General features: G+C 32.5%; 19 protein-coding genes, 1 other RNA gene and 2 pseudogenes. 11 read left to right on the top strand and 11 right to left on the bottom strand.

The window, feature by feature from the left end; translation table 11 throughout:
- Window positions 1-168 precede the first annotated feature (168 nt).
- The 4 genes and pseudogenes from CKA54_RS07780 to CKA54_RS05130 all read left to right on the top strand — a co-directional run.
- Window positions 169-383: pseudogene (locus tag CKA54_RS07780) on the top strand (carboxy-S-adenosyl-L-methionine synthase CmoA); the annotation flags it as partial.
- Window positions 384-674: 291 nt separating this feature from the next.
- Complete coding sequence (locus CKA54_RS05120; RefSeq protein ID WP_120760509.1) at window positions 675-3977, top strand: autotransporter outer membrane beta-barrel domain-containing protein; 3303 nt, start codon at window positions 675-677, stop codon at window positions 3975-3977.
- Between the two features lie 278 nt (window positions 3978-4255).
- Complete coding sequence (locus CKA54_RS05125) at window positions 4256-5884, top strand: multidrug ABC transporter permease/ATP-binding protein (RefSeq protein ID WP_120760511.1); 1629 nt, start codon at window positions 4256-4258, stop codon at window positions 5882-5884.
- A gap of 9 nt (window positions 5885-5893) precedes the next feature.
- A complete protein-coding gene (locus CKA54_RS05130) occupies window positions 5894-6367 on the top strand; it encodes a heme-binding protein (RefSeq protein WP_120760513.1) in 474 nt (157 codons plus the stop codon).
- 18 nt (window positions 6368-6385) lie between these two features.
- Here the strand turns inward: CKA54_RS05130 and cgb are convergent, their stop codons facing one another.
- From cgb to CKA54_RS05155, 5 genes are all read right to left on the bottom strand, one after another.
- The gene (gene cgb / locus CKA54_RS05135) at window positions 6386-6814 is read right to left on the bottom strand and encodes a single-domain globin Cgb (RefSeq protein WP_120760515.1); all 429 of its coding nucleotides are present in this window, start codon (window positions 6812-6814) and stop codon (window positions 6386-6388) included.
- A 77-nt stretch (window positions 6815-6891) separates the two neighbouring features.
- Window positions 6892-7446: a molecular chaperone TorD family protein gene (locus CKA54_RS05140; protein ID WP_120760517.1), complete on the bottom strand. Its 555-nt coding sequence runs from the start codon at window positions 7444-7446 to the stop codon at window positions 6892-6894.
- Window positions 7446-8312 carry a DmsC/YnfH family molybdoenzyme membrane anchor subunit gene (locus CKA54_RS05145; RefSeq protein ID WP_120760519.1) on the bottom strand — a complete coding sequence of 289 codons (867 nt, stop codon included), beginning with the start codon at window positions 8310-8312 and terminating at the stop codon, window positions 7446-7448. The genes CKA54_RS05140 and CKA54_RS05145 overlap by 1 nt, the downstream gene beginning before the upstream one ends.
- Window positions 8299-8955: a DMSO/selenate family reductase complex B subunit gene (locus CKA54_RS05150; protein ID WP_120760520.1), complete on the bottom strand. Its 657-nt coding sequence runs from the start codon at window positions 8953-8955 to the stop codon at window positions 8299-8301. Before CKA54_RS05150 ends, CKA54_RS05145 begins: the two co-directional genes overlap by 14 nt.
- Before the next feature lie 9 nt (window positions 8956-8964).
- Window positions 8965-11334 carry a DMSO/selenate family reductase complex A subunit gene (locus CKA54_RS05155; protein ID WP_120760522.1) on the bottom strand — a complete coding sequence of 790 codons (2370 nt, stop codon included), beginning with the start codon at window positions 11332-11334 and terminating at the stop codon, window positions 8965-8967.
- 199 nt (window positions 11335-11533) lie between these two features.
- On the opposite strand from CKA54_RS05155, the gene CKA54_RS05160 reads away from it, so the two are divergent.
- The 4 genes from CKA54_RS05160 to CKA54_RS05175 all read left to right on the top strand — a co-directional run bounded on the left by CKA54_RS05160 (window position 11534) and on the right by CKA54_RS05175 (window position 16562).
- Entirely contained in the window at window positions 11534-12538 is a 1005-nt protein-coding gene (locus tag CKA54_RS05160) for a Fe(3+) ABC transporter substrate-binding protein (RefSeq protein ID WP_120760524.1), read from the top strand.
- 17 nt (window positions 12539-12555) lie between these two features.
- On the top strand, window positions 12556-14136 hold the full coding sequence (locus CKA54_RS05165) for an iron ABC transporter permease (protein WP_120760526.1): 1581 nt from the start codon (window positions 12556-12558) through the stop codon (window positions 14134-14136).
- A gap of 2 nt (window positions 14137-14138) precedes the next feature.
- Window positions 14139-15119, top strand: coding sequence for an ABC transporter ATP-binding protein (locus CKA54_RS05170; protein WP_120760528.1), 981 nt, complete (start codon window positions 14139-14141; stop codon window positions 15117-15119).
- Window positions 15120-15338: 219 nt separating this feature from the next.
- Window positions 15339-16562 (top strand): HD domain-containing protein, encoded by a 1224-nt coding sequence (locus tag CKA54_RS05175; RefSeq protein ID WP_120760530.1) that lies wholly within the window; start codon window positions 15339-15341, stop codon window positions 16560-16562.
- 4 nt (window positions 16563-16566) lie between these two features.
- Here the strand turns inward: CKA54_RS05175 and ffs are convergent.
- Window positions 16567-16664: signal recognition particle sRNA small type (ffs, locus tag CKA54_RS05180), an RNA gene on the bottom strand.
- Between the two features lie 52 nt (window positions 16665-16716).
- On the opposite strand from ffs, the gene CKA54_RS05185 reads away from it, so the two are divergent.
- Window positions 16717-17160 (top strand): hypothetical protein, encoded by a 444-nt coding sequence (locus tag CKA54_RS05185; RefSeq protein ID WP_120760532.1) that lies wholly within the window; start codon window positions 16717-16719, stop codon window positions 17158-17160.
- A gap of 15 nt (window positions 17161-17175) precedes the next feature.
- On the opposite strand, the gene CKA54_RS05190 is transcribed toward CKA54_RS05185, so the two are convergent.
- The 5 genes and pseudogenes from CKA54_RS05190 to CKA54_RS05205 form a co-directional block, all read right to left on the bottom strand.
- A complete protein-coding gene (locus tag CKA54_RS05190; RefSeq protein ID WP_120760533.1) occupies window positions 17176-18801 on the bottom strand; it encodes a flagellar hook protein FlgE in 1626 nt (541 codons plus the stop codon).
- A gap of 4 nt (window positions 18802-18805) precedes the next feature.
- Window positions 18806-19390 carry a FlgD immunoglobulin-like domain containing protein gene (locus CKA54_RS07785; RefSeq protein ID WP_232087588.1) on the bottom strand — a complete coding sequence of 195 codons (585 nt, stop codon included), beginning with the start codon at window positions 19388-19390 and terminating at the stop codon, window positions 18806-18808.
- Window positions 19373-19711 (bottom strand): annotated as a pseudogene (locus CKA54_RS07790) (flagellar hook capping FlgD N-terminal domain-containing protein); the annotation flags it as partial. The gene CKA54_RS07785 and the pseudogene CKA54_RS07790, both read right to left, overlap by 18 nt.
- Window positions 19712-19857: 146 nt before the next feature.
- Window positions 19858-21516 carry a flagellar hook-length control protein FliK gene (locus CKA54_RS05200; RefSeq protein ID WP_120760537.1) on the bottom strand — a complete coding sequence of 553 codons (1659 nt, stop codon included), beginning with the start codon at window positions 21514-21516 and terminating at the stop codon, window positions 19858-19860.
- Between the two features lie 3 nt (window positions 21517-21519).
- A complete protein-coding gene (locus tag CKA54_RS05205; protein ID WP_039664678.1) occupies window positions 21520-21858 on the bottom strand; it encodes a hypothetical protein in 339 nt (112 codons plus the stop codon).
- A gap of 126 nt (window positions 21859-21984) precedes the next feature.
- Here CKA54_RS05205 and typA point away from each other — a divergent pair, with 126 nt between their 5' ends.
- Window positions 21985-23793, top strand: a complete 1809-nt coding sequence (gene typA / locus CKA54_RS05210) for a translational GTPase TypA (RefSeq protein WP_120760539.1) — start codon at window positions 21985-21987, stop codon at window positions 23791-23793.
- Window positions 23793-24422, top strand: a complete 630-nt coding sequence (locus CKA54_RS05215) for a poly(A) polymerase (RefSeq protein ID WP_120760541.1) — start codon at window positions 23793-23795, stop codon at window positions 24420-24422. The genes typA and CKA54_RS05215 overlap by 1 nt, the downstream gene beginning before the upstream one ends.
- Window positions 24423-24548: the final 126 nt, after the last annotated feature.

Raw genomic sequence — 24548 nt, forward strand, 5'->3', positions numbered from 1 at the left:
AAAGCACGTTAATCAAGAATACAAGTGTGTAATGGTATATAAATACCAAACTCCTTATTAGGCAAACTCTCTAATAACATTAAGCTAAAAAGCTTAATGCTTATTAGCAAACTCTGGGGAGTTGGGTTATTCTAAAATCACTCCCTCGTTTAATACAACTTAGTTGATTTTTATAGCCAAAAAGTGATCCAAATTTATAAGCAGTATAAACTAGAACAAGGCTATAGTAAGCTAGAAATTTCCATCAAAAGAGAAGCTTTGGAAAATTTCTTCATACCTTATACCCAAAATGAAAATATAACCATGTTAAAAAAGCTGGTTTTTCTAAAGTAGAAAGTGTATTTAAATGGGTAAATTTTGAAACATTCATCACTTTTAAATAATAAAACTTTAAAATGTTACTTATTTTCTCAATTAATATTTAAAAATATATTATTTTATAGTTTTTTGTTTAAAAAAAATTATTAAAAAAAATTTATAATAAATATTTAGAATTGTGAGAATTTTTATTCAAGGAGTTAATATGTCTAATTTGCTGTTTCACGGGGGGGGGGGATTGATAATTCCCAAATCAAACATTCTTTAAATTCATCAAGCCAACTCTCATTTTTTACAAAAAAACCTTTCTTTCTTTAGCAACTATTTCATTTCTAGCTAGCTGTGCCAATGCAAGCATGGCAACTATAAGTGATCAAAATTCTAATGGTAGTATTGAAATTACTAAAACTAAAAAAATAAAAAATATCAGTAACTGTGATAGTAAAAACAAAGACTGTACGATAAACAATGAGAAAAATGGACAAATCACCATTAGTGGAACCGATAATGGCACTTTAACAGTAACTGAAAGTGGCAAGATTGAAACTAGCAGTGGACAGGGTATTATGGTAAATAATAGTGCTACTATTACAGCCATTGATAATAAAGGCACGATGATAAGTAGTAGTGAGAATGGTGTATTTGTTCAAGGTCAAAATTCTAAAATTGAAACATTAAATAATAAAGGCGTTATCAAAGGCAAGGTTAGTGGTGTTAAAGTTGATGCAGGAAGTATCGGCACTATAACCAATAGTGGCACTATACAAGGTGAAAACTACTATGGAATGTATATTAATGTAGGAGCCACTGTTGATAATATTGATAATACTGGCACGATTATAGGTAATAAATCGGGAATTGTTGTTAGTGATGGCGCTAAGGTTTCTAGTATAGTTAATAAGGGAACTATAATTGCAAACAAACCCGTCACAGGTCCATTTATTAACAATTCTGGTTCTGGTATTTATGTTTATGGAGCAAACTCTCAAGTAAAAACAATTAATAATGAGGGTTTAATATTAACCTCCAACACAGGCATAAGCGTGGCAGGTAGGGCTGATAATGGTAAAAATGTTGAAACTATAAAAAATTCTAAAACTATAAAATACACCGGTTCTGTGGATATGATAACAAAAGAAAACGAAGGTTTGGGTCAAGGTGCTGGAATTTATATGGGTAATATAGAAGGTATACCTAAAATAGGTACTGTTGATAATAGTGGTTTGATTGATACTTATAATGGTATGTATTTTTCATTAGGAACTCAAGTGCAAACTATAAATAATTCAGGAACTATTATAGCTATTAAAGATGGCATAGCTTTGGGAAATGATAAGTATTCATACGAAGAGCTTCAAACTAGAATTGATAATATCAATAATTCAGGCACTATTCAAGCAGGAAGATATGGTATATTTATAGATATAGCAAATAATCCTAAGGTTCCTTTTCAAATCGGTAAAATTAATATTGGTGGTTTAGTTCATGGTGGCATAGCTGGTTTTTATATAGGGGCTAATCAAAAACTAACAGAGGATATCACTGTAAGTGGAACTTTAACAGGTGGAACTGCAGGTATTATCAACAATGGAGTTATAGGAGATAGTAGTGATCCAAGCAAAGGTGGTATTAAGCTTAAAGGTGGTGGTTTAATTTCGGCTTCAAATAATATGCTTAGCGATGATATTATAAATCCTGCTATATTAAACACTGGCAATGGTGTTATTTATGGAAATACTGAATTAGATGGCAAATCTAAAATAGTAGGTGGTATAGTCAATTCAGGAAATGGCAGATTACAGGGAGATATCATTGTTAAAGGAGGTTCTTCTATTAGCGGAGGTATAATTAATACCGGTAGTGGTGTTGTTACAGGTTCTATTAAAATAGAAGGGAGTGATTCTGCTATAGAAGGTGGTATTATCAATGATGGCGAAGGCAAACTAGAAGGTTCTATAGAAGTTAGTGATGGTGGTAAATTAGATAATATTATCAACCAAGGTAATGGGCAAATTTCTGGAAATGTAAATGTGAGCTCTGGGTCTTCTGTGGGCAATATTACCAATAGTGGCAATGGAACTATAGGCGGAAATATTAAAAACGATGGAAATTTGGGTTCAATTAACAATAGTGGCTCCATTAGCGGTTCTATTGAAAATAACAATGGTGATTTGGAAATCAAAAATGATGGAAATTTGGGTGGAGCTATCACTGTAGGAAGTAGTGGTGGTAATACTTCTATATCAAATGGATCTAGTGGTAGTATTGGTGGAGGTATTGTTAATAATAGCAATAGTGGTATTCATATTAATAACCAAGGTAGTGTTAAACCTGATAGCAATGGTAATCATATTACAAATAATGGTAGTGGTGCTGTTGTAGTGGATGATTGGGTTGTAAAACCAAATGAAGATGGTAGTTTTGATGGGGTTATAAGTGTAGGTGGTAGTGGTAGTGGATCTACAAGTATCGATAAGGTTACGGTTGATATTTCTGATTCAAACTACGATGCAAGTAAACCTATCAACCCTGATAGTATAGTAAGTGATAATACTACACACAATGGTGGTAGTGGTGGAGTAAGTAAACCTAGCAATGTTGGTACGAATAGTGATTTATTGAGTTTGTTTTATGATCCGATCTCAGGTACTTATAAAACCTTGGCTGATGTAAGTGCAGGTGTGGGTTCTGTTATGGCTCAAACTTTAATTAATACTTATATGATGAGATCATTCTTTATTGATACTGTAATGGATGATGCTTCAAGAGTAGCATATAAACATGCAAGGGTTCATGAGCATAAGAAAAATAAAGACTTGGTAGGATTTAGTGCAGATGAACATTACCAAGGCTTTGTGTTGCCATACTTTTCATCAAATAGCATTAAGCTTTTAGGAACAAGTGATTATTCTAAAGGACATACCAAAGGTATAATAGCAGGCTTTCATACCTTAAGAGATATAGGAATGCTAGGAGTTTATTTGGGAACAGAAGAAGCTAATATGGATACTAAAGATTATTTTTCTTTAAAAATGCAAACCATATATGCAGGCTTGAAGTATTCTAATCTTGTGCTAGAAGATGAAATAAAAGAAGCTTTTATTAAGGCATATACTAAAGTAGCTTATACTAAAAATGATGTGCAAAAATTCATAGATAAAGGAAAAAGAGAGGCCAATGGTAATACAGATACTTATGGTTATGGTGCAAGTATAGGTACTGGTATGAATTTTTATTTAAATGGTGTTGATAGTGTAATTACGCCTGAAGTATCATTAAACTATGAAGGAGGTTTTACAAAGGCATTTAGTATGACAGGTGATGGCGCATTAAATCATGAAAGATACTATAAAAGCGAGTTGAACCTTTTTTCAAGTACAGCATCTATTAAATGGTTTAATCAGTGGCATCCGCAAATTAGCACATCATTAGAAGCAGGCGCAAGAATTAACTTCAATCCTGAAGTAAATTCAAGAGTAAACTTTGCAAGCTTAAAAGCAAGTGAAACTTTAAAGTTGCCAAGAACTTATCAATATGCTGGTGCTTCTTTAATTTTCTCTTTAGCAAAAGATTTAGATATGTCGTTTAACTATAATGGAATTTTTGCAGAAAATGCTTATTCTCATACTGGTTACCTGCAGTTTGATTTTAAATTTTAATATACTAAGCCTTTTAAAGGCTTAGTGTTTATTCAATTGCCCAGAGTTTGCTTGAAATAATTATAGACAACAAACAACAACAAACAAAAGCACGTTAATCAAGAATACAAGTGTGTAATGGTATATAAATACCAAACTCCTTATTAGGCAAACTCTCTAATAAGCATTAAGCTAAAAAGCTTAATGCTTATTAGCAAACTCTGGGGAGTTGGGTGGTTTAAGTTGATATTGAAAATTTAAAGATATAATGATCGTTTATTCTTACTTAGGTTTTTAATATGCAATTTATATGGGTGTTATTTAAAGAAAATAAAATCAAAATCATTCTTTTTTTGCTTTTTAGTATTTTTACAAGTATGCTTGGTGTGTTAACTTTGGTGTTTATTAATGAATTTCTACTCAAATCAAGCCTTGAAAATTCTAGTATCATCGTGTATTTTGTGCTTTTATTGCTTGTGTTTTTTCTTAGTTCTTCTTTTGTGGAGATCGCTTTAAGTGCTTTTGGTCAAAATTTCATTTTTAAAATGCAACGAAGAGTGGTCAAGCAAATTTTAAATACAAGTGTTTTGAGTATCTTAAACACTACTAAAGCTAGAATTTTAGCTTCATTAAATAACGATGTGCGTAGTATTTCTTTTGGGCTTTTAAGACTTCCTGAATTTATACAATCAAGTGTTTTGATCATTTGTACTGGTGTATACATCGCGTATCTTTCTTTGGAAATTTTTTTACTGTGTTTAGTGTGGATCGTGTGTGTTTTACTTGTGGATAACTTTTTAATGAGTAAGGTGTATTTTTACTTTAAAAATGCAAGGGAAAATGATGATGCTTTGCAAAAAAATTACCAAAATATCCTACAAGGCCACAAAGAACTTACGCTAAATCCTTTAAGAGCGAAGTATTATTATGAAAATGAATTTGAAAAAAATGCACTAAAAAAGAAAAAAAGTTCCACTATGGGCAATGTTTTGCATATTTTATCTAACAACTGGAGCAATAGCGCCATGTTGGCTTTGGTTGGGGTGGAGTTTTACCTCGTTTTAGCGTATGAGTTGACTAGCTTGCAAAATGCAACAACGATCGCTTTAAGTGTGCTTTTTTTAAGAGCACCATTAGCAGGTATGATAGGAAGTTTTCCAACGCTTTTAATGGCAAAGATTGCTTTAGATAAAATCTCTAATCTTAATTTAAAAAACTACACTCCTGAATTTCATATATGCCAAAAACAACGAGCATGGCAAAAACTTTCTTTTAAAAATGTATCATTTGCGTATAATGAAAAATTTGCACTCAAACCGGTTGATTTTGAACTCAAAAAAGGCGAATGTGTGTTTTTAATCGGTAAAAATGGCAGTGGTAAGTCAACTTTTTCTATGATTTTAGCGGGACTTTTTACGGATTTTAAAGGAGATATTTTTTTAGATGATGAGAGAATTACTTCTGAAAATATCTATGAGTATAGAGGTTTGATTAGTGCGATTTTTAGTGATTTTCATTTGTTTGAATATGTTTTAGAAGATGAGAAATTTAGTAAAGATGATTTGGCGTATTGGCTTGAAGTTTTAGAGTTAAATGAAAAAGTAGAGCTTGTAGGGAATGCCTTTAGCACGATAAAGCTTTCAGCAGGACAAAAAAAGCGATTAGCTATGCTTAATGCTTTGCTTGAAAAAAGAGATATTTTGATCTTAGATGAGTGGGCGGCTGATCAAGATCCTATGTTTAGAAAGTTTTTTTATACCAAGCTTTTGCCTTTGTTAAAAGAGCAAGGAAAGACGATTTTTGCGATTACCCATGATGATGTGTATTTTGATATGGCTGATCGGATTTTGCTAGCACAAAATGGTCAAATTCAAGAACTCAAAGGCGATATTAAAGAATTAGCAAAAAATGCGGTGGAGAAATTTTAAAGGAAAAAGATGAGAAAAATATTCATTTTATGTGTATTTTTGGGAGTGAGTTTGGTGGCAAAATCTTATGAGCTTGTTAAAGAGCCTGTTTTAACTACGCAAATGGTTGAAGGGATTTTGGATTTAGCTAAAAAAGAAGCAAGAAAAAATGGCTTTCATGTAAGCATTACTATAGTAGATAAATCGGGTCAAATTTTAGCGGTTTTAAGAGATGACAAAGCAGGAGTGCACACGCTTAATGCTAGCTATAAAAAGGCTTATACTGCTACTTCGCAAAAAAGAGAAACTGCAGTGATTTTTAAAGGGGTAAAAGAGGGTAAGATCCCTGAAGATATTCGTTACTTAGATGAGCAATTTTCCATTATGCCTGGTGGGGTGCCTATTTTGATTGATGGTGTAGTGGTTGGGGGTATAGGTGTGGGTGGAGCACACTTAGAAGAAGATGTGAAAATAGCAAAAGCAGGGATAGCTTTTTTACGCTAAGCTTTGAAAGATCAAAGCTTAGTTGTTTTTTGCATAGATTTCTTTTTCGATATCGATGTAAAATTGCGCGATCGCTTTATAAGCTTCTTTCCAAGCTTTTAGTGTAGCTTCATCTGCGTTTAATACCACTTTGATAGCTTTTAAAAGACAAGCACCAACGATAGGGTAGTGTTCTTCTTTGACATTTAAATTAGTATGAGTAATGGCAACTTTGTCTACAAAAGATCGCATGTTTTCTAAATTTTCTACATTCTTAGCTGCCATTAAAATAGCCATAGCCAAGGCTTTTGGTTGTTCGCCTGAAGCTTGTTTTTGCATGTTAAACATGGGTTTGACTTCAGGGTATTCTTCAAACATGATTTTATAAAATTCTTTAGTTAAAATTTCGCCATTTTTTTGTAAAACAGGCACACAATTTTTGATGATTTGAATTTGTTCTTTTGTCATTTAATATCCTTTTTATAAAACTAAAAAGGATATTCTAACTCCTAGTTAAAAAGAAAAAATTGATTTGTGTTAAATTGCTATAAATTTTTTTCTAGTTCTTGAAAGAAATCTTCCATGAGCATTGACAAGCCTTTGTAAAAATTGCTTTTAGAGCCATTTAGTAGATCTTTGCTCCAAAGATAAAACCAAGTAAAAAATTCTTTCTCTAAAAAATTTTTTAGGACTTTGTTGTTTTTTGTGTTGATGAGTTCTTTAATAAATAAAAGCTCATTAACAAGACTATCTGAAGGTTCATTTTCTAAAAAATCACAAAAACGATGATTTAAAAAAATATCTTTGATTTTATTAGAATTTGAAGAGTAAATTTCCTTGTCTTTGTCAAGATAAAAAGAAGCAAAAGGAGGTGCTTTAGTATACTCAATATCGCTTATAAATAAACTCACAAAATCACTTCCTATAAGTGCTTCATCTTCATTGCTAGATAGAAGTTTCAAGGCTTCTATCTGCAAAGGATTTTCGTTTTTTAAAAACCAATCTTGCCAAAGTTTGTTTTCTTTGATTTGGTTTAGTAAACTTTGGTTGGGTGGATTTTGTATAAAGCTTATAAAAACATCTATAGCTAATTGTTTCATTAAAAATGTCCTAGCATGATTTGTGTGCTGATAAGTCCATAAAATAGCATTCTAGTGGTAAATACTCCTAAAAAAGAACAAAACAAGGCAAAATACGCAAAAAATTTGTTTTCGAATTTATCATGCAAGTAGTTGTGTAAATACCATGTGCTAATTCCAAGCCCTAAAAAGACAAAAGAAAGTGATATAAACCACACATAAGTACCACCTAAAAGATCGAAAGGATTTACAAGCCCCATGATCCAAGTCTGACCTACGTGTAAAGTTTGCAAAACTATTGCGGTGCTTAATAAGCCTATGCCTATTAAACCTGCAAAGAATGACATTTTTCTTTCATGTTCGCTATTTTCAAAAAAACAATAATACACAATAGCTCCCAAAAATACAGCACTAGCAAAAAAATAAAGCAAGGTTATCTTAAAATCCCAAGTAGGAACGCTTTCTTGCATCGCACCATAAGCCCCACTCATAAAGAAAATGCCTAAAACTCCACATACTAATGCAAGGTAAAACACCCAGTTTTTTGTTTTTAAATAAAGCAAAAACCCTAAAGCACATACAAGAGAAACGAATAAAATTTCATTATTCATCCACCCTATATGCCAAGCATTGTTAGCATAAAATACCCCCATTCTATTTAATACATTGAAAATGTGTGTAATATCATTTAAATGAAACAAAGAAGGGATAAAAGCAACAAGCATAGCTACGCCTAAAACCAAGCCAAATGATTTCAAATGGGTGTGGTTTTTGTATCCGTTGATGAAAGCTGGAGCATATATGAAACTAAGTCCTATAACAGCTTGAGATAAAATGGTAAAAAGCACCAATGGCATTTCGCTTAAAATGTGACTAAATGATGTCATTTTTTACTCCTTGGTGGTTTTGTGGTAGATGAAAAATCGCACTTTTATTGCCTGAAGCTAGAGTGTTTTTTTCAGGTACTATACATAAATTAGGATGGGTTATTGATGCGTCGGGTAAAGGTGTTATGGAGGATAAATTTCCATATGCTTCTCTAAGTTTTGTGATATCTCCTGCTTTTAGTGCTCTAAAAGGACATGAGTCAACACAGATAGGGTTTTTACCTTCTTTTAGCCTATCATAGCATCCATCGCATTTACTCATATGACCACTTTCGTGATTAAATTGTGGAGCACCATAAGGACAAGCCATAGCACATGCTTTACAACCTATGCACATACTATCTTCTACTACAACTATACCCCATTTTACCTTCATGGTTGCACCGGTTGGACACGCTTTAAGGCAAGAAGGATTAGAGCAGTGGTTACAAGATATTGAAGTATAGTAAGCAAATACATTTTGCTCAACGCTACCATCTTGCATACAGGTCCACTCTCCACCTTCTGTTTCAAATACACGGCGAAAATTAACCCCAATAGGCATATTTTTGTAGTCTTTACATGATAAAGAGCAGGTTCTACAACCCACGCATTTGCTTTGATCTAGCATAAAACCAAATTGTGAATTTTCTTCTAGTTTCATTTTGTCCCCTTATGCTTTTTCGATTTCAACTAAAATAGAATGCTGACCATTTCCTTTGGAAATAGCAGTTGGTAGTAAGCTTGCTAAAGAATTGACACAAGTTCCCACATCGATACCATTTTCATATTTTACCCATGCTCCTTGTGGAGTTACGGCACAACCTGGTATGATTTTAGGGGTAACTTTTGCAACGCCTTGAATAACCCCTAGGTCGTTTTTGACCCGTATGGTGTCACCGGTTTTAATTTTTCTTTGCTGTGCATCTATGGTGTTTACCCAAATTTCTTGAGGGTTGACTTCTCTAATTTGTGGAATTTCCCAAAAACTTGAATGTGTTCTTCCTTTATAGTGGTATCCAAAAAATTGTATAGGGTATTTTTCTTTAAGTGGATCCAAAGGACCTTCTCTTTGGCTTTCAAATACCGCAATAGGAACGATTTGCTGACCTTCTTTTAGGATCCATGTTTTTTGCATTTTTGCTAATTCTATACTATAAATTTCAATTTTACCACTTGGGGTTTTTAGAGGGTTTTTGACAGGATCTTTTATGAAGTTTTCAAGTGCGACTGCTGGTTTAACAGGATCAAATTTTACAAGCCCTTTAGAAGACATTTCTTCAAAGCTTGGTAAAATAGGGTTGGTTTTTCTGCTTTCTTCATAAAGGTATTTTAACCATTCTTTTTGTGTTCTACCTTCGCTAAACTCTTTTTCTATGCCAAGTCTTTTAGCAAGTTCAAGACACATTTCATAGATAGGTTTTGCCTGACCTACAGGTTCAATAGCTTTTTGACAGTAAACAATATAAGGTCTATCGCTATAATATCCAGAACTTGGAAGTAAGAAGTCTTCTTGTTCCAAAGTGGTTGCATCAGGTAAAATATAGTCTGCGTAATTATTAGAAGGTGTTCTAGTTACATTTACATCTACTATACATTCACATAAACTCTCATCACTTAGAATTTTATCAACTTCTTTGATAGTGCTATGTTGATTTGTTAAACAATTTCCTGAGATATTAAAGATAAATTTGATGTTTTGTTTTAGTTGTTTGGTTCCACGCACCCCATCGCTAAGATCAGTCATTTCTTTTCCGCGATAAATCGCATCAGTATACAAAAAGCAAGGTATAGAGTCTTTTATAGGATTTTCGATAGATATATTTTTGATATTATAAACTTCACTAGAAGTTGTGCGACACCCTGTGTTGCCACCTTCTACACCTATGCTCCCAATCATGCATGCTAGGGTTGCAATAGCTCTAGCACCTTGTTCTCCGTTAGAATGTCTTTGTACTCCCCAGCCTTGTTCTATAAAGCAAGGTTTTGCAGTTGCGATTTCTCTTGCAAGTTGCAAAATACGACGAGCAGGAATTTTTGTGATGTTACTTGCCCATTGTGGTGTTTTTTCAACTCCATCGCTTAAGCCTAAAACATAACTTTCATAGCTTGAATTTTTTGGAGCATCTTTTGGTAGCGTTGCTTCGCTAAAACCTATGGTATAAGTGTCTAAAAATTTTCTATCGATTAAATTTTCTTTTATCATGACATAAGCAAGAGCTGCTATCAAGGCAGCATCAGTACCTGGTACAATAGGAATCCACTCATCACAATGGCCTATCATTGAGTCATTGTATCTAGGATCTATATGAATGATTTTACACCCACTTTCTTCTAGTGCTTTTTGGTAGGCATATCCTATACCACCACCTCCCATTCTTGTTTCAACATGATTTGCCCCAAAAAATACAGCAAGTTTTGCAGATCTTAAAGTGGCTATATCGCTTGCAGGAGAACCTCCATAGAAAAAATTCATTGCATTAGAAATTTGTGCAGTAGAGTAGGAGTTATGATAGTTTAAATATCCGCCATAAAGACTTAAAAGTCTTGCAAAAGGAGACATTGCACCATAACAATTTCCTAGTAAAGAACCATAAGAACCAGTAGAATATGTCATGAAAAAACCTTCATTGCCATATTTTTCTTTTACTTCTTTCATTTTAGAAGCGATCTCATCTAGTGCTTGTTTCCAAGAGATAGGTATAAATTTACCCTCGCCTCGTTTACCCACTCTTTTTAAGGGTCTTGTGATGCGGTTTGCATTATATACTTTATACCTTGAGCTTCTACCTCTAACACATGCTCTTGCTTGTCTTGTTTCAAAGCTATCATCACCTTCATTATCGGTGCTTACATATTGTATGATACCACCTTGAGTATGGACTTTTATAGGGCATTTTGTACCGCAATTTACATTGCATCCTGCCCATTTGCTTATGAGTGGTGGGGTTTGTAGTAAATTTGCACTCAAGCCAATCGGACTTAAAGTTAAACCGCCAAATAATGAACTCCATTTAAGAAAGTTTCTACGGTTTTGCTGCATGAACTCTCCTTATATAGATAAAAAATTATAAATATATTTACTAATTATATAAAAAAATATCATTTTTTGCAATAAAATTAATAAAAATAAAATATATATTTATTATTTAATAATACTTATCAATTTTAAGAAAATATTAAAGCTTAAAAGAATATAATAATACTTATCAATTTCAATTTAATACAAGGGAAACTTAAAAATGAAAGCAAAAGTAGTTTTACTGTCTTTATTAACCGCGATGAGTTTAAGTGCTCAAGAGTTAACGATTTATTCACATCGTCATTATGATTCAGATAAAGGAATTTTTAAACTATTTCAAGAAAAAACAGGTATTAGTATCAATGTGGTACAAGCTAAAGCAAATGAGCTTGCTAAAAGATTAGAGGTTGAAGGTAAAAATTCAAAAGCAGATTTATTTATGACTGCAGATGCAGGAAACTTAGAACAAGTTCGCACTAATAATCTTTTTGTTTCAGTGAGTTCTCCTGAATTAGAAAAACTTTCTCCAAAAGAATTAAGAGGCAAAAACAACGAGTGGTATGCTTTTACAACAAGAGCAAGAATTATCATCGCTTCTAAAGATAGAATCAAAGATGGAGAAATCAAAACTTATGAAGATTTAGCAGATCCTAAATTTAAAGGTAAAGTTTTAGTAAGAAGCTCAAACAATGTTTATAACATCTCTTTATTAAGTGCGATGATTGACACTTTAGGTAAAGAAAAAGCAAAAGAATGGGCTCAAGGTATAGCAAATAATCTTGCACGTACTCCAAAAGGTGGAGACCGTGATCAAATTCGTGCGATTTACGCAAAAGAAGGCGATGTGGCTATTTCAAATAGTTATTATTTGGGTCATTTAGCAAACTCAAAAAATCCTAAAGACATCGAAGCAGCAAATTCAGTAAAAGTGATTTTTCCAAACCAAGATGGTAGAGGAACACACATCAATGTGAGTGGTATAGGTGTTTTAAAAACTTCTAAAAATAAAGAAGCAGCGGTTAAATTTATCGAATTTATGCTTTCAAAAGAAGCGCAAGAAATTTTAACCAATCAAAACTATGAGTACCCAGTAAATAAAGAAGTAAAACCTGCTAAAATTTTACAATCATGGGGTGAGTTTAAAGTTGAAAAACCAAATTTTGAAGCTTACTGGGGTAATGCTAAAGAAGCGTTAATGATTTTTGATGAAGTTAAATGGAAATAATTAAGGAAAAATAAAACTTGAAATTCTTAAGTCTAAGGTGGTCTTTTGCCACCTTTTTTTTCTGTATTTTGATCATACTGCCTATACTTGCTATTATCTTGCATTTACCTTTTATAGATGTTCACACTCTAAAACATTTAAGTAAAAATGTCCTACCTCGTTATATTTTTGGCAGTGCTTGGATTTTATTTGGCACTTTGGTTCTTTGCTTGGTTATTGGTTTAATCAGCGCTTATTTGATTGCATTTTATAAATTTTTTGGTTCGAAAATTTTTGAATGGCTTTTGATTTTACCTTTGGCTATACCTTCTTATGTAATGGGTTTTGTCTGGATTGATTTGTTTGAATTTCAAGGCTTAATACCTACTTTTTTGGGTGTTGATAGGCGTATAGATATCATGAATGCATATGGTGTGGTTGTGATTTTATCTTTTGCGCTTTATCCTTATGTGTATTTTTTTGCTAAAAATACTTTTGCATATGGACTTGGAAACATCATTTTAAGTGCCAAAACGCTGAAAGCTTCAAATTTAAAAACTTTCTTTAAAGTGATTTTACCATTTTGCCGTGTGGGTATAGTGGGTGCTTTACTTTTGGTGGCTATGGAAGTTTTAAGCGATTATGGTTTGGTGGCTTATTTTGGTGTAGATACTTTTAGTGCAGGAATTTTTAGAACTTGGGGAAGCGGTGGTGATGAGGTTAGCGCTGTAGCTTTAAGTGTAGCCTTGTTGGTTTTTATCGCGCTTTTAATGCTTTTGGAAAAAATTCAAAGAGGCAAAAAAAGTTTTAATCAAAATGTTTTTTTACCTACTCCAAAAGATGAGCTTAAGGGCATAAGAGCGTTTTTAGCGTTTTCATGGTGCTTTTTAGTGGTATTTTTGGCTTTTATTGTACCAATGATGTGGCTTATTTACTGGGCTGGATTTGATTTTATGCAAAATTTAAATAATGTCTTAACCCCTGCGCTTTATAGTCTTAGTGTGGCTTTGGTAAGTTCTTTTGCCATTGTAGGAGTGGCATTTTATTTATGTTTTGTGGTACGTTTAAATAATACAAAAGCATCTAGATTTATTCTTTGGACGACAACTTTGGGATATTCTTTGCCTGGAGCTGTGGTGGCTGTTGGCATTTTGGTGATTTTGGGTGTGTTAAATTATATATTTGATCTTTTATCGTTTGAATACGCCATAGGTGGAGGCTTTTTGGTATTGTTTTTTGGATACTTTGTGAGATTTTTGGCTTCTGGAATTTTCGCAACACAATCAGGTTATGAGCGAATTTCAAAAAATATCGACTATGCTAATTTAACTTTAAAGTCAAAACCATTTAAAATTTTCACTCAAATTCATTTTCCTTTGATGAAGCATTATTTGGCCTTAGCTGTGGTGATCATTTGTGTGGATATTTTAAAAGAATTACCTATTTCAACTATACTTTCACCTTCAGGTTTTCAAACGCTTTCATCGCTAGTATTTGCTTATAGTGAAAATGAGTTGATTTACAATGTTTCTTTACCATCTTTGATTATAGTGTTATTTGGGATTATCCCTACATTTTTAATGCATTATTTGCAAAATAAAAACAACCAAAAAGGATAATAATGGAAATCTTAAAAATCGATAATCTTTATAAATCTTTTGGAAAAACAGAGGTTTTAAAAGGAATTTCTTTGAGTTTAAAAGAGGGTGAGATTATCAGTATTTTAGGTGAGAGTGGTTGTGGTAAAAGCTCTTTGCTTGGCTGTATAGCGGGATTTTTTGAAATTAATGATGGTAGTATTTATATCGCAAATAAGCTAGTTGCTTCTAAAAATATTTATTTGGCTCCACAAGATCGTGATGTGGGGGTTTTGTTTCAAGATTACGCCTTGTTTCCGCATTTGAATGTAGAAGAAAATATATGTTTTGGCATTAGTTCTTTGAGTAAAAACGAGCAAAAGCAAAGACTAGATGAGGTTTTGGAAATTTTAAATTTAAGTACACTTTTAAAACGCTACCCAAATGAGCTAAGTGGTGGACAAGCCCAAAGGGTGGCGTTAGCAAGAACTATTGTTGCAAGACCAAAGATTATACTTTTTGATGAACCTTTTTCAAATTTAAATCATACTTTAAGCGTTAAAATGCGTAAAGAGATCAAAAACATCTTAAAAGAGCATAAGCTTAGTGCTATTTTTGTTACACATGATAAAGATGATGCTTTTTACTTATCAGATAATATCGCTTTGATTAAAGATGGCAAAATTTTAGACTATGGAAGCGCTAAAGAGCTCTTTTATAAACCTAAAAGCATAGATAGTGCTTGCTTTTTGGGCGAGGCATTTTTTATAGATCCAAATACAATTTTAGATGAGAAATTCAAAGCATATTTGCAAAGCAAAAACGGTATTTTACGCCCTAATGATATACAAATTTCAACTTCACAAACTCCTTTAAAAGCTAGTGTTTTAGAATGCGTGTTTTATGGAGATTTTTATGAGCTAAATGTGAGTTTGGAAGGACATATTTTTAGCATTTATCACCATAAAGAACTTAGTAAAAATGATGAAATTTATCTTAAGTTAAATGAAGCAAAAGACTTTTAAATCATAAATTGAAGCAAGCTTATAGCAAATATCGTATTTTAATTAAGATAAAATAAATCACGTTGCAAAAAATGCAATTTATCCATGTCTTGTGAGTGTTATATTTACACTGATGATGAGTTTAAGGTTATTACATGATATACATTAAATCATAATACCACAATAAAATTTGCTAAAGATTATAAAATAAAGTAAAATCACAGCAAAAAAAGGAAAAAGATGATTAGTGTAGAATTGATAGAGCATATTTTTAAAGCTGCTTCTATATCAAGATGGAATGATTATCCTAGAATGACAAATTTAGTCGAACTTGATAAACAAGCGCATAAGTTTATCATCGCATATTTCATTGCTAAAATGGAAAAAGATGTCAATATGCGCTTTATCATAGAAGCGGGAATTTTTGAATTTTTAAGCAGGGTGGTTGTAACGGACATACGCCCTGATGTATACCATGAAATAATGCGTGCAAAAAATGAGCAAGTAAGTGCTTGGGTGTTAAGTAAAATCGCACCAATGATTCAAGATATCGATAATGGTGAATTTTTAAAACGTTATGAACTTTTTTTGCAAGGTAAAGATCATGCCAAAGAAAGGCTGATCTTAAAAGCTGCTTCGTATTTTGCTACAAGATGGGAATTTAATATCGTTTATCAAACAAGTTCTTTTTTGCATGATATTGATGAGATTAAAACTAAAGTGGAAGAAGAATTAGAAGATTATTATGAACTAATTGGAGCTAGAAAAATCGCGTTGAATCAAAAAATTTCAAAAATCATTGATCTAAGCGGGCGTTTGCGTTTTCAAAAAAGATGGGCGCAAACTCCTAGAATTCCTGAAACTGCGGTTTTAGGACATATGCTTGTGGTGGCGATTTTGTCGTATTTTTACTCTTTAGAAGTAAAAGCTTGTGATGGTAGGATAGAAAGTAATTTTTACTGTGCTTTGTTTCATGATTTACCTGAAAGTTTAACTCGAGATATCATCTCTCCTGTAAAATATGGCATAGATGGTTTAAATGAAATCATCAATGAATATGAAATGAAACTTATTAATGAAAAAATTTTACCTTTTATACCACTATCTTTTAGAGAAGAATTTAGCTATATACTTGGTATTAGAGAAGGGCAAAATGAAGAAAGCGCCTTTGTAAAAAATGAATTTGAAAATCGTATTTTCAACAACAAACCAAGTGTTTATAGTGGTAGTTTAGATGCAGTGAATGAGGATCGTTTTAAGGCTATTGATGGAAAAGCTTTGAAGTATTGTGATAAATTGGCAGCTTTTATAGAGGCAGCATTGTCGATTAGTTATGGAGTGAAGTCTAAAGAGCTTGAAAGTGGCTTTGATGGGATATTTGATTATTTTAAAAGCAATCCAAACATTAATGGGGTAAATTTCTTTAGAATTTGCGAAGATATAAAAGGGTATTTTAAACTTTAAAAACCCTCTCCCAGATGGCTGCGGCACACACTAAGTCTAAGTGCTCTGCTGTGTTCCCACCCTGAAGCGGTGCTTAAAAATAGCATTGCACAGGTCTAAGAGAAGGCAGTTGAAATAATATCTTAAAATATCTTAAAAAACATTGAGGTGAAGTATGTTGAGTATATTTGCAAACTTTTTATCTAAATTTAGAGAATTTTTTGTACCTAGTCATTTATCTTTGGAATTTAGAGCCAAAACTTTTGCAGCAATGATCGTAGCAAAGAAAAACATCAAGCAAGAAAGTTGGCAAATTTTAGCTGATATTGCAAGTGAGATTTATCCTGATGATAAAAGCAGACAAGCAATTTTAGTGCAAACTGCTAAAGAATACGTCGAAAGAGTGTTAAAAAACGAGTTGAACTTGGACTCACTGTTGAAAAATATTGCTATGCTTTTAAAGAAAAATCCAAGATATGCTAAAAAGGTCAATTTTCATAGACTTGAACGTTTGATCGATAAAAACGAAGAAGAATCATTAATACAAATTAGAGTTTATGAATTTTTTGAGCAAGAAGTAAAATATATTATTGAACAAAATCAAAAAAGAATAAAATAACATGAAAAGCTAAAATTAGCGTTTCATGTTGATTGCTTTTTGTATCATTTGATCAGCAGTTGTAATGCTTTTGCTACTTGAGTCATAAGCCTTTTGCAGGGTGATTAGGTTGGTAAAGGCTACAGATAAATCTACATTTGATTGTTCTAGTTTGCCACCTTCAAAAGTGGCTGTACTGAAATTTCCATTTGCATCGGTTAAAAAAGTAGGATTTCCGCTATTTCCTGTTTGACCGTATAGATTTTCTCCTAGTTTTTCTAAACCTTGTTCATTTGTGAAATTATACAAGGCAAGTTTTGCTATGGCTACTTGATCTCCATTGGTAAAGGTTGCAACAACTGTTCCATCTGTGTTGATAGAGTAGTTATTTAAAAATCCCTCACCTTTTCCATCGATTTGAGTATGGACTGAAGGCTGTTTGTTTTTTAAAGCATGTAAACCATCATAACCTGAATTAGGTATATTAGGATCATAGTAAGATCCAAGGTTGATATTAACTTTGATGCCGTTATTATCTATAGAAGTAAGGGTATTTGATACTAATGCACCCGATTCATTAAAGGTAATCAATCCATTGTTTGTGCCGCCTATTTTATTGCCGTTGTTATCATAAACTTGCGCTTGGGCTTTGTATTCTAAGTCGGTTCCATTTTGAGGTAAAACTCTATCAAGAGTTATTCTTACCCAATTAACTGATCCATCTGGATTGATGAGTTTGGCAGAAAGTTCGGTGCTATCTGCTACTTCTTTTTCTACGCTTAAATGAGATGAATCTAATTTAGCTGTTGCTAGGTCTATTTTGTCAAGCTTTTGGTTGTTGATGTTAAACGCTAAATTCTCATCTAATGTAGCTTGTAGAGTTTGACTTGCACCTTTTTCATCGGTGATTTTAAAATATATGGTATCGCCAGGTTTTAGGCCATAAATTTTTTCATCTTTTACACTACCTGAAATATTTACACTACCATCTTCATTTTTGTTAAATTCAAACTTAGAAGCATCTACGCTTACATTAACCGCTTCAGTTTTAGTGCTAGTGTCTAAATTTCCATGCCAAGTGATATTTTGTGTAGGTTGAGGTGGTAGGTAAAGGTTTTTAGGCACCGAAATAGGACCTTGTGTATTAACTCCACCCATTTGAAAATTTTGCTCAGGAGTTCCAGTCCAAGCGGTAGTGACTTTTTGTCCAAGTGTTTGGCCAAACATATTAGAAACTCTATCGCTTAGCTGAATTTCTTTTAATGATGGGTTCATTGTCCCAAGTACGTAATTTCCGTTTGAATCTACCAAGTTTCCATTAGCATCGGGTTTAAAAGCACCATTTCTAGTATAGTATACTCCATTGCCATTGCTTACACCAAAAAAACCTTTTCCGGCAATTGCCACATCAAATTCATTATCGGTTGATACGATAGGTCCTTGCTCGAAAATATCATTAGTTGCACCAGCTACACTACCATATCCACTTTGTCCTTTGTTGTAAGATTGGGTGGTAACGGTGCTGTAAAATACATCTTTAAAAGCTACATCAGAGTATTTAAAGCCAACGGTATTGACATTGCTGATATTGTGAGCGGTGTTGTCTATACCAAAGCTTTGAGATTTTACTCCATTTACTCCATTATAAAATGCTGTAAACATGATTTTATCCTGTAATCTCTTTAATATCTTCCCATTTAACCCAGCTACCGCCCATACCAACTAGGGCTTCGCCATCTTCAAATTTAACACCAGTGATAGGATAAGCACCATAGGTTGAGTTAACAGTTGTTCCATCTTCTCCTATGTAGCTTGCTCTTACATAGTATTTACCAGAAGGTACCGGGTTTCCACTATCATCGGTTCTATCCCAAACGATTTGTTTCATACCTGCTGTCATATCTTTAACACTCATAGTTCTTACAGGATCTCCTGCTTCGTTATAGATAGTAAAGGTAACAGGTGTACTATCAGACTTATAAGCAGAATCTATTTTTGCTGTTTTAATATCAACACTTGGGGTATGGCCAACTATTTTAAAGGTTTGATCTTCTCCGACTATTGCTTGGACAGTTTCTTCTTGACCTTTATCATCAACTAATTTAACATAAATAGTCTCTCCAGGTTCAGCTATTTCGCTATCTACTTTACCGCTGATATCGAGTTTGTCTTCGCCGTTTTTCTCAAGTTTAAAATCATCAATGTTAATATCAGTCTTTTTCCCTTTTTGTGGTTCTTTTGGTAGATACATATTGATTTGAAATTGTATATCATCATCTGCTACCACAAGATAGTCATCTTTAACGGTTGCAAGTTTACCAACTGCAGCCAAAGCGCTCATACCTGTACTTGCTGCGATAGAATTTTGTAATTTAGTCATCGCATCTACAAGTTGTGTCATGGTTTTGTTAGTGTTATCTTGCATTTCAAGTGCTGAAAGCTGCGCAGTTTGTGTAAGCATTTTTTCAGTATCCATAGGATCGGTTGGATCTTGGTGTTGAAGCTCGATTAAAAGTAGCTTTAAAAACGCATCTTTATCAAGTTCTGCACCCGGGTTGTAAACTAATCCACTATCGCCTTCTCCTGCTCTAGTGTTTGCATTTACCGGCATATCTTTGGTATTAAAAGCCAAAGGTCCTTGGAGATTTTGAGTGTTAATATTTGACATAAAAATCCTTTTTTATATGTTTTTAAAGCTTAAAGCAAAAAATATTCCATTTAAAAATATTTTGCTAAAACCATTTCCAAGCTAGGCTTTTCTTGAATTTCTTGTTCTAAGCTTAGCTTGTCTTCTTTTTCATGGTTATTTTTTTGTTTTTGATGGTTATTGTTTTGTTCTTTTCTTTCCTGGTTATTGAAATTCATTTCTAGGTTTGTAAAGCCCATATTTACAAGAGCGTTTTTAAATTCTGCTTGATGTTGTATGAAAAGATTTAAGGTGTTTTGGTTGGAATTAAAACTAATATTTAAATTAGAGCCTCTTTGAACCAAAGTTACTTCTACCTCTCCAAGATTATGCGGGTTAAGAGTAATGCTAAAGCGTGTTATAGGAGCTTTATAGCTTTCTAGTTTTTCTTTAAATTCTTGTGCAAAATCATTAAAAGTTTCTTTCATAGGGATATTTTGATTTTTGACAAAATTATGTGAAACTCTATTCATTTCTCTTACATAGGAATTTAAATTTTCCTCATGATGATCGCCATCATCTTTAGAGATTTCTTTGGTATTTTTAAATATATCACTAAAAGAAGTTGTGTTAGATTCACTTTTTTCTATCTTTTGTGATTTATCTTGAGAAGCAAGTAGACTTTCTAAGTTCACTTTCAGGTCTTGATTTTGTAAATTTTGTGTGTTTTTAGAGCTTGAAAGATCGTTTTTTAAGTCTTTTGAATTTTCTAAAACAGAACTTATTTTTTTACTAAAACCTTCTTCACTAAGACTTATTTTGCTTTCTTTTAGTGTGTCTTTGAAGTCAATTTTTTCTTTATTTTTAATTTCTTTTTTTAAATCACTATTTTGTGTAAGATTGATAAGTTCTATATTGTTTAATTTATCATTTTTACCGACATTTTTGGTGTTTTTTAAGTCTATTGTTTCTTTGTTATCTTGGGTTTTGATTTTATCTAGTAAATTATCTTTAAAATCAAGACTTTCGATTTTTTCTTTAGCATGAGTGTTTTTTTCTTTTTTAGGCAACTCGATATTTTTTAATGCAGAAGAAAGCAAGGAAACCCCTTCGCTTTCTTTGCTTTTTATATTCTTGCTAGAGCTTGGTTCTTCTTTGAGTAATTTTGACATTTTTTGGTTGATTAAATCTTGAAAAATATGAGTATTGTTGTGTTTTGAGTTTTCAAAAAAACCTTTTTTGTCAAGATTAGGAAAAGTTTCTTTTAGTTCTTTGATCTGTTCTAGTTTAATATTTTTTATATTTAAACCTAACTCTTTTGCGATACTTAAAAGTTCATTAATATTTTTGATATTTTTTAATTGGTGTAAGTTTTTTTCAAGATTCAAGATAGCCGTGTTGTCCTTGGCTAGCTTGTTGAGTTTAATATCCTTGCTATCACTTTGTAAAACTTCCAATAAAGAAAGTATTTGCATAAAATTTGCACCATCGAAAAGTTTTAAAGCATCTTTTTCATTTAGTGAAGTTTTATCGCTAGTAGTTTCTTTTAAATTTTTTTCACTATTATTGTCTTTTTGAGGTGCTTTAAAATCCTTCGGCAAGCTTCCATCTTTTTCATTGATGGCTTGCAATAAAGAATTTAAAAATTCTTCCCCATCGCTTTGGGAGTTAGCGCTATCTTTACTTGTGTTTTCATTTTGTGGAGTGATGCTTAGTAAATTTAAAGCATCACTAGCTTGGATATTAGACATTTATTAACCTACTAAAAAATTATTTTTTGCTAAGTTTGGAAATAAATTTTGTAATTGTGTTGCACAATCAAGTTTTAAATTTTCATGAGAAAGATTAAAATTTTTAAAGATTACTAATAATTCTTCTATATTTTTAGCATTTAAGATAGCATTTTCATTATGAGTATCATCTAAAATTTCACTCATTTTTCCTGAAAGTTTTGCATAGTTTAGTTCTTTTTCTTCGTTTGAATTTACTACTTCTAGATAGTTTAAAAGTTCCATAAAATACTTGCTATTTAAAACTGAAGTTCCTTGTTTTTCTAAGTTAGCATTAAAAATTTGAGTGTTTAAGTTTGACATATTTTTCTCCTTAAAAATAATTGTTATCCAGACAAAAGCAACAAGCGTTCCAAATTTTTAATCTTAATTTTTAAGCATTTTTTCTATATAATATTAGATTTTAAATTTAAGACTTTGGAGAAAAACTTGGACAATATTAGAAATATAGCTGTTATAGCTCACGTTGACCACGGTAAAACTACCATGGTAGATGAGCTTTTAAAACAATCAGGAACTTTTAGTGAGCGCGAGCAAATAGCAGAGCGTGTAATGGATAGCAATGATATAGAAAAAGAAAGAGGTATTACTATACTTTCTAAAAATACTGCTATCAATTACAAAGGTACCAAGATAAACATCATAGATACTCCAGGGCATGCTGATTTTGGTGGAGAAGTTGAGCGTGTTTTAAAAATGGTTGATGGAGTTTTGCTTTTAGTTGATGCGCAAGAAGGAGTTATGCCACAAACTAAATTTGTGGTAAAAAAAGCTTTGTCTTTAGGACTTAAACCTATCGTTGTTATCAATAAAATCGACAAACCAGCTGCTGATCCTGAAAGAGTAATCAATGAAATTTTTGATCTTTTTGTAGCTCTAGAGGCAAATGATGAACAACTTGATTTTGCAGTGGTATATGCAGCGGCTAAAAATGGTTATGCAAAACTTGCGCTTGAAGATGAAAGTGTAAATATGGAGCCATTGTTTAAAACTATACTCGAGCGTGTGCCTGCACCAAGTGGTAGCGATGAAAATCCTTTACAACTTCAAGTTTTTACTCTAGGTTATGATAATTTCGTTGGTAAGATAGGGATTGCAAGAATTTTTAACGGTAAAGTAAAGAAAAATCAAAATGTTATGCTAGCTAAGGCAGATGGTTCTAAAATCAATGGAAGAATTTCAAAACTTATTGGTTTTATGGGTCTAGAAAAAATGGATATTGATGAAGCAGGAACAGGCGATATCGTTGCGATTGCAGGTTTTGAAGCTTTAGATGTGGGAGATAGTGTGGTGGATCCAAACAACCCTATGCCACTTGATCCTTTACACATAGAAGAACCAACATTAAGTATAGTATTTTCAGTAAATGATGGTCCTTTGGCGGGTACTGAAGGTAAGCATGTAACTTCAAATAAAATTGCAGAACGTTTAGAAGCAGAAATGAAAACCAACATCGCTATGAAATACGAAAGCACAGGTGAGGGTAAATTTAAAGTAAGCGGAAGAGGTGAGCTTCAAATAACCATTTTAGCGGAAAATATGCGTAGAGAGGGCTTTGAGTTTTGCATGGGAAGACCAGAAGTTATCGTTAAGGTAGAAGATGGGGTAAAAACCGAACCATTTGAACACTTAGTGATTGATGTGCCTGATGATTTTACTGGTGTGGTTATTGAAAAACTAGGCAAAAGAAAAGCTGAAATGAAAACCATGACCCCAACAGGAGATGGTCAAACTAGACTTGAGTTTGAAATTCCTGCGCGCGGGCTTATAGGATTTAGATCGCAATTTTTAACAGATACTAAAGGCGAAGGTGTGATGAACCATAGCTTTTTAGAGTTTCGTCCATTTAGTGGAGCGGTTGAAAAAAGAAACAATGGCGCATTGATTTCTATGGAAAATGGTGTTGCGCTAGGGTATTCTTTGTTTAACTTACAAGATAGAGGGGTGTTGTTTATCGATCCTCAAACAAAAGTATATACGGGTATGATTATAGGTGAGCACTCTCGTCCAAATGACTTAGATGTTAATCCTATTAAAGGGAAAAATCTAACCAATGTTAGAGCAAGCGGTAGTGATGATGCGATTAAACTTGTGCCACCTAGAAAATTAAGCCTTGAAAGAGCTTTAGAGTGGATAGAAGAGGATGAACTTGTAGAAGTTACTCCACAAAATATTAGAGTGAGAAAAAGATATCTTGATCCTACTCAAAGAAAAAGAATGGAAAAGGCAAAGTCTTAATGGATTTTGAAGCCATAAGACAAGCTTTAAATAAAAGACTTAAAGCTCTGCAAATTTTAGCATTTGCAGAAGCTTTAGTGATATTTTTTCTTGCTTTTCAATTTAGTAAAGATGTGATTATAGCTTTATTTTTTGCGGTATTGGCAGGAGTTTTGTTTTTTAGAATTTTAGGTAGAAAGCTCATGTGGGGACGTGATGAGTTAGTGTTTAAAATGTGTGAAGATTTTCTAGAGCAAAACAATGCTAGATTTAACAAGCAAGGTTTAGATCAAAAAGATTTTGAAAAAATTGCTTTTGATTTTTCTTTAAAAACTTATCATTCGCAAAATTCTTTTATTTTTGATGATTTTAGTTTTTACGATGTAAAATTTAAAGATGAATTTGGGAATTTCTTTTGTGGAATTTTGCTTTATAGTAAGAAATTAAAAGAAGATATCCAATCAAGTGAAAATATCTTTGATAAGGTAAAAGAAAAAGAATTCTCTGCACAAAGAGTATTTAAAAAAGGCGATTATTTGCTTATAGCTAGTTTGAGAAATCCTTTTTTTGCGGATTTAAAAATTTCTAGCGAATTAAACTTTAAACTATTTAGGGTGAATTTGTTAAAAATTCAGGCTTTTCTGCGATAAAATTTAATATTACTTCATATTTTTCATAGTGCTACTTTTTGTAATGCATTAAGACTTAAAACGGTAAAAAGATCATTTTTAAAATTTATATTTAAACTTTAGTTATTTAATGAATATAGCTATAAG

Origin of the sequence: Campylobacter sp. P255, from assembly GCF_003627915.1 — a bacterium.
GTDB lineage: Bacteria > Campylobacterota > Campylobacteria > Campylobacterales > Campylobacteraceae > Campylobacter_D.

Bases quoted from the DNA above. Each gene is read 5' to 3' on its own strand.
- CKA54_RS05140 (WP_120760517.1), bottom strand. From the start codon at position 7,446: ATGAAACAATTAGCTATAGATGTTTTTATAAGCTTTATACAAAATCCA.
- CKA54_RS05155 (WP_120760522.1), bottom strand. From the start codon at position 11,334: ATGCAGCAAAACCGTAGAAACTTTCTTAAATGGAGTTCATTATTTGGC.
- CKA54_RS05160 (WP_120760524.1), top strand. From the start codon at position 11,534: ATGAAAGCAAAAGTAGTTTTACTGTCTTTATTAACCGCGATGAGTTTA.
- CKA54_RS05150 (WP_120760520.1), bottom strand. From the start codon at position 8,955: ATGAAACTAGAAGAAAATTCACAATTTGGTTTTATGCTAGATCAAAGC.
- CKA54_RS05120 (WP_120760509.1), top strand. From the start codon at position 675: ATGGCAACTATAAGTGATCAAAATTCTAATGGTAGTATTGAAATTACT.
- CKA54_RS05185 (WP_120760532.1), top strand. From the start codon at position 16,717: ATGTTGAGTATATTTGCAAACTTTTTATCTAAATTTAGAGAATTTTTT.
- cgb (WP_120760515.1), bottom strand. From the start codon at position 6,814: ATGACAAAAGAACAAATTCAAATCATCAAAAATTGTGTGCCTGTTTTA.
- CKA54_RS05175 (WP_120760530.1), top strand. From the start codon at position 15,339: ATGATTAGTGTAGAATTGATAGAGCATATTTTTAAAGCTGCTTCTATA.
- CKA54_RS05125 (WP_120760511.1), top strand. From the start codon at position 4,256: ATGCAATTTATATGGGTGTTATTTAAAGAAAATAAAATCAAAATCATT.
- CKA54_RS05170 (WP_120760528.1), top strand. From the start codon at position 14,139: ATGGAAATCTTAAAAATCGATAATCTTTATAAATCTTTTGGAAAAACA.
- CKA54_RS05200 (WP_120760537.1), bottom strand. From the start codon at position 21,516: ATGTCTAATATCCAAGCTAGTGATGCTTTAAATTTACTAAGCATCACT.
- CKA54_RS05190 (WP_120760533.1), bottom strand. From the start codon at position 18,801: ATGTTTACAGCATTTTATAATGGAGTAAATGGAGTAAAATCTCAAAGC.
- CKA54_RS05130 (WP_120760513.1), top strand. From the start codon at position 5,894: ATGAGAAAAATATTCATTTTATGTGTATTTTTGGGAGTGAGTTTGGTG.
- CKA54_RS05215 (WP_120760541.1), top strand. From the start codon at position 23,793: ATGGATTTTGAAGCCATAAGACAAGCTTTAAATAAAAGACTTAAAGCT.
- CKA54_RS05205 (WP_039664678.1), bottom strand. From the start codon at position 21,858: ATGTCAAACTTAAACACTCAAATTTTTAATGCTAACTTAGAAAAACAA.
- CKA54_RS07785 (WP_232087588.1), bottom strand. From the start codon at position 19,390: ATGTATCTACCAAAAGAACCACAAAAAGGGAAAAAGACTGATATTAAC.
- CKA54_RS05145 (WP_120760519.1), bottom strand. From the start codon at position 8,312: ATGACATCATTTAGTCACATTTTAAGCGAAATGCCATTGGTGCTTTTT.